The 6,162-nt window shown below is 34.3% G+C and carries 8 protein-coding genes and 1 pseudogene; 4 read left to right on the top strand and 5 right to left on the bottom strand.

What is annotated here, in order from left to right:
- Positions 1-62: 62 nt before the first annotated feature.
- The 3 genes from AAC024_RS08140 (at position 63) to AAC024_RS08150 (ending at position 1,703) form a co-directional block, all read left to right on the top strand.
- On the top strand, positions 63-650 hold the full coding sequence (locus AAC024_RS08140; protein WP_339894789.1) for a MarC family protein: 588 nt from the start codon (positions 63-65) through the stop codon (positions 648-650).
- Positions 651-766: 116 nt separating this feature from the next.
- Positions 767-970 carry a hypothetical protein gene (locus tag AAC024_RS08145; RefSeq protein WP_339894790.1) on the top strand — a complete coding sequence of 68 codons (204 nt, stop codon included), beginning with the start codon at positions 767-769 and terminating at the stop codon, positions 968-970.
- A gap of 124 nt (positions 971-1,094) precedes the next feature.
- A complete protein-coding gene (locus tag AAC024_RS08150; RefSeq protein WP_339894796.1) occupies positions 1,095-1,703 on the top strand; it encodes an FAD-dependent oxidoreductase in 609 nt (202 codons plus the stop codon).
- 81 nt (positions 1,704-1,784) lie between these two features.
- Here AAC024_RS08150 and AAC024_RS08155 read toward each other — a convergent pair whose 3' ends face one another.
- Both AAC024_RS08155 and AAC024_RS08160 read right to left on the bottom strand, forming a co-directional pair.
- On the bottom strand, positions 1,785-2,087 hold the full coding sequence (locus tag AAC024_RS08155; RefSeq protein ID WP_339894791.1) for a type II toxin-antitoxin system RelE/ParE family toxin: 303 nt from the start codon (positions 2,085-2,087) through the stop codon (positions 1,785-1,787).
- Entirely contained in the window at positions 2,088-2,321 is a 234-nt protein-coding gene (locus tag AAC024_RS08160) for a type II toxin-antitoxin system ParD family antitoxin (RefSeq protein WP_339894792.1), read from the bottom strand.
- Between the two features lie 310 nt (positions 2,322-2,631).
- Between AAC024_RS08160 and AAC024_RS08165 the strand changes: the two are divergent.
- Positions 2,632-2,724 (top strand): annotated as a pseudogene (locus tag AAC024_RS08165) (NAD(P)/FAD-dependent oxidoreductase); the annotation flags it as partial.
- A gap of 166 nt (positions 2,725-2,890) precedes the next feature.
- On the opposite strand, the gene AAC024_RS08170 reads toward AAC024_RS08165, so the two are convergent.
- The 3 genes from AAC024_RS08170 to AAC024_RS08180 all read right to left on the bottom strand — a co-directional run bounded on the left by AAC024_RS08170 (position 2,891) and on the right by AAC024_RS08180 (position 6,144).
- Entirely contained in the window at positions 2,891-4,483 is a 1,593-nt protein-coding gene (locus tag AAC024_RS08170; protein ID WP_339894793.1) for a S41 family peptidase, read from the bottom strand.
- Positions 4,483-4,914: a dCMP deaminase family protein gene (locus tag AAC024_RS08175; protein ID WP_339894794.1), complete on the bottom strand. Its 432-nt coding sequence runs from the start codon at positions 4,912-4,914 to the stop codon at positions 4,483-4,485. The genes AAC024_RS08170 and AAC024_RS08175 overlap by 1 nt, the downstream gene beginning before the upstream one ends.
- Positions 4,915-5,553: 639 nt before the next feature.
- Positions 5,554-6,144: a HupE/UreJ family protein gene (locus AAC024_RS08180; protein WP_339894795.1), complete on the bottom strand. Its 591-nt coding sequence runs from the start codon at positions 6,142-6,144 to the stop codon at positions 5,554-5,556.
- Between the last annotated feature and the right edge of the window lie 18 nt (positions 6,145-6,162).

A 6,162-nucleotide genomic window follows, 5' to 3' on the forward strand; every position in this document is an offset into this window, starting at 1 on the left:
AATTTAATTAATATAATAATCTACTTTTGCCGAAAATTTAGAATTTTATAAAAACCTAAATAATGCAGTTAAATTTTAAAGAGATATTCACAGCATTTATGATATTGTTTGCGGTGATTGATATTATTGGGAACATTCCTATTGTAATTGATTTAAGAAAAAAAGCAGGACATATTCAAAGTGAAAAAGCCTCGATCATTGCTGGTGTGATTTTAATCGTGTTTCTGTTTTTAGGTAAAAGTATTTTAAACCTTATTGGAATTGATGTCAACTCATTTGCCGTTGCTGGTGCTTTTATCTTATTTTTTATTGCTTTAGAAATGATTTTAGGCATTACGCTTTACAAACAAGAAGATCATGACTCGATGACAACTGCTGTTTTTCCTTTAGCGTTTCCTCTAATTGCTGGCCCTGGTAGTTTAACTACGTTACTTTCGCTAAGGGCAGAATTTAGAATTGAAAATATCATTGTTGCTGTATTAATGAATGTTATTATTATTTATATAGTACTTAAAACGTCGTCTAAAATTGAACGCCTTATAGGACAAAATGGGATTAATATTGTTAGAAAAGTATTTGGTGTTGTTTTACTAGCCATTGCCGTAAAATTATTTGCGCACAACATAAAAGCGTTGTTTGACGTTGTTTAAAGCCCACGAGGTATTAAAATTCCAAAAAGGCAAATACTAAATTCCAAAAAAAAAAATGAGGTAAGCCTCGGGGTATTAAACCCTAAAAAATAAAACTATATTAAAATTCCAAAAAAATGAAAAATTTTACCATAATTCTTAGTGTAATTGCTCTTGGCTTAATCATCTTTAATTTTACCCAAATTAATTTTGATGCACCTTTTGAAGGTCAGAGTATTATTGCTATTATCACCATTGTTGCATCCCTTTGTGTTATCTTAATGATGGCTATTTTAAGAACCTCAAAACGTATAGAACAGAAAATAAAAGAGCGCAAATAAAAAATTACTGAAACCGAAATTTTGTATTTTGCCTCACCCAAAAGTGATAAAAACTTCAGGTCTGACCTCTCCAAAGGAAAGGTTAATAGGAAACCCGACCAAAAGTCGGAGAATAATTATTTTAATGTATGATGCTTTAATAGTTGGCGGTGGTTCTGCAGGCATGTCTTGTGCATTGGTTTTAGGTTCTGCCAAACCAAAAGCGTTTGCTGCAACCAAAACCATTGGCATTATTACGCATCAAAAATCCTCACATTTACAAACCGCGCTATTTAATAATGTTTTAGGCTTAGCTCCTGGAACTACTGGCGCTTCTATTTTAGAAAGCGGAAAAGAACAACTTTCAAATTTGTATCCTCATGTTGCCCAAATTGAAAATGAAAAAGTTATAGAAGTTTCAAAAAGCGCTCATTGCTTTGAAGTTAAAACGAACAAAAATACTTACCAATCTAAAATCGTTGTTATCGCAGTAGGCTACACTAATTTAATCACCATTAAAGGTTTAGAACAATACATTGAACCTCACCCACGAGCAGCCATTGAAAAAAATCGTATTTGGTTAAAAAATGCCGATCATTTAATTGACTACAACTTATATGTTGCTGGTACGCTTGCAGGATGGCGCAGTCAGTTTGCTATCGCTTCTGGGAGTGGTGCGCATGTGGCTACTGATATTTTAACACTTTGGAATGGTGGGAAGGATGTTAAGGTGCATGATAAAATCAGTGAATAGTTGTTACACTGAGATTCACAGAGACACACTGAGTTGCACAGAGGTGTTATTGAATACTTAACCTCATTACTAACTCAAATCTTAAAAATGTTTTGGAATATCTTTACTTCCGTGAAGCACTCTTACTATTCTAATATGATTTTTCATAATTCTATAAAAAATGAAGTGTTCTTGCTCAATAATACTATGCAAACCTAATTTTAATTCATGTCGTTTTCTACCAATTAGTGGATTTGAGACTAACTGTTCAATAACAACATCTAAATGATTAAGATATTTAACCGCTTGATTAAAACCGCGACTGTATTCTGTGTAATCAAAAATAGCTTCAAGGTCAAAATCTGCTTCCTCAGATAATTTGTAGCTAGATATTTTTTTTAACATTTAGCCCGCTTTATTTTGGCGCTTACTATCTATAATATCCTTTATATTTCGGCTACTTGTTGAACCAGACCATCCTTTTTCAATTTCTGCTTTTAAATCCATAATCACTCGGTGTCTATAGACTTCATGCAATCGCAATGCGTCTCTCACCAATTCGCTGGCATTTTGAAAATCGCCAGATTCAATCTGGTCTGCAATATATTCTTGCTGCTTTTTTGTTAAACTTACGTTCATTAATTTTAGTTTCTATAATATAAATCAAATCATTATTGTCCGACAAAAGAATCAAGACCGCTGCGCTGATAGAATATAGAATCAAGACTTGATTTTAACTCATTGATAATCAATTTACAATAGATTTGTCATTTCAGAAAGCTTTTGATTTTTTACTTGTTGTAAAAGTAAGGGGCATATCTCAAAAAAAACTTTTAGCCTATACTCAATCTATCGTTCGGACTATCTTACAAATTTTAATCGGACACTATTGAAATCAAATATAAAAATTATGTCTGTATTTAGCAAATATGGACACACATTGCTTACTATCGCTTCTGGGAGTGGTGCACATGTGGCTACTGATATTTTAACACTTTGGAATGGTGGGAAGGATGTTAAGGTACATGATAAAATTGTGTAAAATACTTTAACAAAATTTCAGTTCATAAGATTCCTGCCTTAGCGAGAAATAAACTACCTCGGGGCAAGCCCACGAGGTATTAAAATTCCAAAAAGACAAAAACTAAATTCCAAAAAAAGAAAAACGAGGCAAGCCTCGGGGTATTAAACCAAAAAAAATCAATAAACTATTCCACATTATCACTCAACTTAATAACCTCATCAATCATAATATCGCGTTGGTTATAAACCTCTTCAAAAGCACCTGCTCCAAAAAGTTGGTCGGCAAGTGTGGCTTTTATGTATTGTTTTACTTCTTCGTGGTAGGCTACAAAAGTCACTTTAGATTCTGTTCTCAGGTTTAAGTAATCTTGAAAAGCAAATACGAGATCGCTCTCTACTTCAAAAGCATCTATAAATTCTTGTCTTGTAGCGCTGTCATAAAGGTGCCTATCTTTTTCTAATTCTTCAAATACAAAATTTCCAAAAAAACCACGACGTAGTAAAAAAGAAAGCGTTTCGTTTTGCATGCTATTATCAATAGGCACAAAAACATCAGGAATAATACCACCACCACCGTAAACCACTTTTCCTTCAGGGGTTGTGAATTTTAAAGAATCATCGACTTTTATTTTTTCAGGATCAAGAAGCTCTCCGCTATCAAGCCTTTCAAAATACTCATCGTAATAATCTTTATTGCCATTAGTATACGGCCGTTGAATGGAACGACCCGTTGGTGTGTAGTAACGAGAAACGGTTAGGCGCACTGCACTACCATCTCCTAAATCCATTTCGCGTTGCACGAGCCCTTTTCCGTACGAGCGTCGCCCCACAATAATACCTTTATCATTATCTTGTAATGCGCCTGCAACAATCTCACTTGCCGAAGCAGAGTTTTCGTCAATAAGCACATATACCTTACCGGTTTCAAAATCGCCTTTGCTTGTCGCATAACTTTTCTCGATATCGCCTCTCTTATTTTTAGTAAACAAAATAAGTTTATCGTCTTCAAGAAATTCATCTACTATTTGTTCTGCAACACCTAAAAAACCGCCTGGATTATCGCGTAAATCAAGCGTGATTTCAGTAGCACCTAAAGTCTCCAATTTTTTAATGCCTGCTTTAAATTCCTTATAAGTAGATTCAGCAAAACGATTCACCTTTATATACCCTAATTTTTTAGTAAGCATATAAGCCGCGTCTACACTTTTAATAGGGATTTTTCCGCGTTTAACTGTAAACTTTAATAGTTCTGGTTCACCTCTTCGGTATACTTTAAGCTTTACTTTAGAGTTTATAGCACCTTTTAGTTTTTTTATAATTTCACCATCTTTTAAATGATTACCAAATAACGAATCGCCATTAGCCATAATAATTCTATCTCCGCCTCTTATACCCGCTTTTGCACTTGGTCCGTTTTCAATAGCACGAATAACAGCTATGGTATCTTTATAGGTATAAAAACTCACGCCTATACCTACAAAATCCCCTTTCATTTCTTCGGCAACACGCGCCATATCTTCTTTAGGAATGTACACAGAATGCGGATCTAGATTATTCAGAATACCATTTACAGTAACATCAACAATACTATCGGTGTTAACTTCATCAACATAGTCGTATTCTATATAATCTATAAGTCTGTTAAGTTTGTCTTTTTTGCTATTGGTAGAAAATAACCGGTCTGGCGAATCGGTAAAATCTAACTTTCCACCAATAAAAATGCCCGCTGCTATGGCAACGCCCAATACTAATGGCCAATATTTTTTCTGATTCGACATTATGCTTTTAAATCTTCAACTTGTTCAAGTTCTATTCCTGCTCTTTCTAAAAATTTTAATCCAGAGTTATCCTTATACGCTACGTTATAAACCACTTTTACAACACCAGCTTGATGTATTAATTTGCTACATTCTTTACAAGGCGACATGGTTATGTATAGCGTTGCACCCTTACATGATTGTGTTGATGCGGCTACTTTTAAAATGGCATTGGCCTCGGCATGTAACACATACCACTTGGTGTACCCTTCATCGTCTTCACAAAAATTTTCGAAACCCGACGGTGTACCATTGTACCCATCAGAAATTATCATTCTATCCTTTACAATAATGGCTCCCACTTGCCTGCGTTCGCAATAAGACAGTTTTCCCCATTCTTTAGCAATTCTCAAATAAGCTTTATCGTACTTAAGCTGTTTATTTTCTGGCATTAATTTTTTTATTTATTTGGGCGTTACCCTCATATAAAGTTTTTAGTAAAACCTCAAACTTTATAACAATTCGGGTCAGGCTATCCGCTATATCTTTCTTGTGCTGAACTTGTTTCAGTATCTCATCAAATTAATTGTTAAGATGTTGTTTAGTAATTTCAAGAAACAGTACGTTTACACAAAAAAGGATGCCGCTTCTATCCTTAACGCTAGTCCATATAACGAATATAGTTAGTTAGTATTTTAATTACAATGCAAAGTGCGTTAAAGTTTTACGAAAGTTTGGTTCAGACCAAAGTAACTATTTATATTTTTTACATGCTCCACAAAGCGTAGTTAAGTTTTTCACACCTCCCTTACTCCCTCCTTATTAGGAGGGAAACTCAAGCGGATTGAAAATATAATAAAAGGCTGCTAACTGAATACTGCCTACTAACCTTCGTTAAGGATTGAGGCATGCTTCGACTGCACTCAGTACAGGTTTATTGAAGCGCTCCCGATTTTTCATCGGGAAGTGACTGCCGAAATGTTTACATTCATGAGTTCATTAATTTAAAACACAAACCAACGAACTAAAGCCCGACCCTTGGGGAGCGCCCAAAAAAGAGATTTCCTTCTTCAAGGAAATGAAAAAAACAGTTATGATAAAAAGGCGCTATTTAAAATCATAGGAATAACCAAACCAACTACTATAGCCGAAATTACCATAATCCAATCGCGTTTTGTAAACCTGAAAATAGTTTGTACGATATAGCCTAAAAATAGCACTACAAATACAATGATTATTTGAGCTAATTCAATACCCAAAGCAAACTCTAATAATAACACCAGTTTGCTATCAGTATCGCCCAATAGCATTTTAAATTCGCGTGCAAAACCTAAACCGTGTACTAGACCAAAAAACAGTGTAGATAAAAATAATACACCTACTTTTTCGCGTTGTGCACCTTTTCCAGAGGTAAATACATTAAAAAGTGCGACAACTAAAATGGTAATAGGTATAAGAAATTCAACCACGGTAGCATTTACAGTTACTACATTGTAAGCCGCTAATACTAAAGATAAGGTATGACCTAAAGTAAACATCGAAACGAGTAGCAATACGCGTTTCCAATCTTTAAAAACGTAAGGAATTGTTAAAACGATAAGGAATAAAACATGGTCGTAGGCATTAATATCAAGCACATGATTGATACCATACTCTACATTAAACCAAAAATTTTCAAGCATAATAATTAAGATTTAGGG

This window comes from uncultured Algibacter sp., from assembly GCF_963976535.1.
Classification (GTDB): Bacteria; Bacteroidota; Bacteroidia; order Flavobacteriales; family Flavobacteriaceae; genus Algibacter_B.